Origin of the sequence: Emticicia sp. BO119 (genome assembly GCF_013912375.1) — a bacterium.
Classification (GTDB): domain Bacteria; phylum Bacteroidota; class Bacteroidia; order Cytophagales; family Spirosomataceae; genus Emticicia.
On sequence record NZ_JACETV010000022.1, the window covers coordinates 1 to 2,151 of the forward strand.

Annotated in this window: 1 protein-coding gene; it reads left to right on the plus strand. The window is 46.6% G+C overall.

Annotated features, from left to right (window positions below; translation table 11 throughout):
- Positions 1-2,151: 3-coathanger stack domain-containing protein (locus H1R81_RS27215; RefSeq protein ID WP_220275332.1), on the plus strand; the 2,151-nt coding region annotated here is incomplete at both ends.

Sequence of the window (2,151 nt, forward strand, 5' to 3'; positions counted from 1 at the left end):
CTCAGGTTTAACAATCAATAATTCAACGGGACAGATAACTCCGGGCAGCAGTACGGCAGGAACCTATACAGTGACCTATACGATAGCAGCCAGTGGAGGCTGTGCTTCAGCTACGGCAACCACCAGTGTAACGATTACTAATGCGCCAAGCGCTACGATTAGCTATGCGGGCACCCCTTATTGTAAAACAGCGAGTCCAGCCAATGTGACTTTAACAGGAACTTCGGGAGGGGCATTTACAGCTTCCCCTGTAGGATTGAGTCTGAACAGTTCATCGGGACAGATTACCCCAGGAAGTAGTACAGCAGGGACTTATACAGTTACTTATACGATAGCTGCCAGTGGAGGCTGTGCTTCTGCGACTGCTACTACGAGTGTAACGATTACTGATAGTCCCTCAGCCAGTATCAGCTATGCAGGCACACCTTATTGTAAATCAGCGAGTCCGGCCAATGTAACCTTAACAGGTTCTTCGGGAGGAACCTTTACGGCATCCCCTGTAGGATTGAGTCTGAATAGTTCTTCGGGGCAAATTACCCCCAGTAGTAGTACGTCAGGGACTTATACGGTTACCTACATCATAGCAGCCAGTGGAGGTTGTGCTTCTGCTACGGCCACCACCAGTGTAACCATCAGCAATAATCCAGTGCCCAGTATTACAGGCACAGCTAATCTGTCTTGTACCAATACTTTTGTAACCCGGGAAGCAAGTGGCGGAACGACCTATGCATGGTCAGGAGGCTTAGGGACTAACCCTGTTGCTACCATTAGCACTCCGGGTACCTATACAGTTACGATTACCAGTTCAGCAGGATGTTCTGCTACAGCAACGACTGTTGTCACCAGCGATACTACCCCCCCCATTGCCAGTATTACCGGAAGCGATGATCTGACCTGTACCAATACTTCAGTCACCAGAACTGCGAGCGGTGGTATCTCATATGTGTGGTCAAACGGTTTGGGGAATAATCCAGTAGCCACAATTACAAGTTCCGGCATTTATAGTGTTACAGTTGTATCTTCGAATGGCTGTTCCGCAACAGCCACCACCCATGTAAGTTTCATAAATAACCTGCTTGCAGTGGCCTCAGATACAGGCCCCTATACGGTTGGGCAAGTTATTGAATTAAATGGAGCTGGGGGCGATACCTATGCCTGGGTAGGGCCCAATGGTTTTACAAGTAATATATCAAACCCCACAATTGCAGACGCCTTATCGGCTAATGGAGGGATTTATACGCTGACAGTGGGGCGGAATGCCTGTACAGCCACTGCGACGACAAATGTAGTAGTGAATGGTGTTGACCCCTGTGACCCTACTCGCATTGTTGATTATTTGTATGTAAAAGCCGGCAACCCTTATCAGCCCCTGTTTCCGCTTACCAATGGTATGGTTATTAATGAGCTTTCTGATTTGACCTCAATACTTATTTCACCGGTGTGTACTTCGACGGCCCTGGAAAGTTTTGAGATAAATATTCAGGGGCCAGATTTAAACTGGAATATTATTCAGAATGTTAATCCATTCTCACTGTTTGATAACCTGGGTGTAAATGTATATGGAAGGAACCTGGTACCGGGTTTTTACACCTTGACAGTTACGGGCTATGCAGAAGACAATAAGGGAGGGGGAGTAACCTATGGGCCAGTAATTACAAGATTCAGTATTGTTGGGAGTTCGGCTTCTATTTCAATGCCGACAATTACAGGCAATGAGTTTTGTGCAGGGAGTAGTGTGGAGGTTAATTTTTCTGCGACGGGGACCTTTGCAGTAGGGAATCAATTTCAGGCAGAGCTTTCCGATGCAAACGGGAGTTTTGGGAATGCGGTGATCATAGGGACATCAGCTATTTCAGGAAGTATTACTGCAACGATTCCGCTGAATACACCTGAAGGCAGTAATTATTTGATTCGGGTAATTTCGACCAATCAGGTAGTGTTGGGGAGTGCTACCAATAGTTCACTGAGAATTAATCCACTTACCCGGAACCTGGTTAGTCCGACAGATGATTTTACCGGAATGAATATGCGGAAAGCGAGTAGTGTTATTAATGCCAGTAACAAGGTGACAGCTACGGGTAATGTGAGTTATCAGGCAGGAAATAGTATTGTGCTTACACCCGGATTTGTGGTAGAGAGTGGAGGTGTATT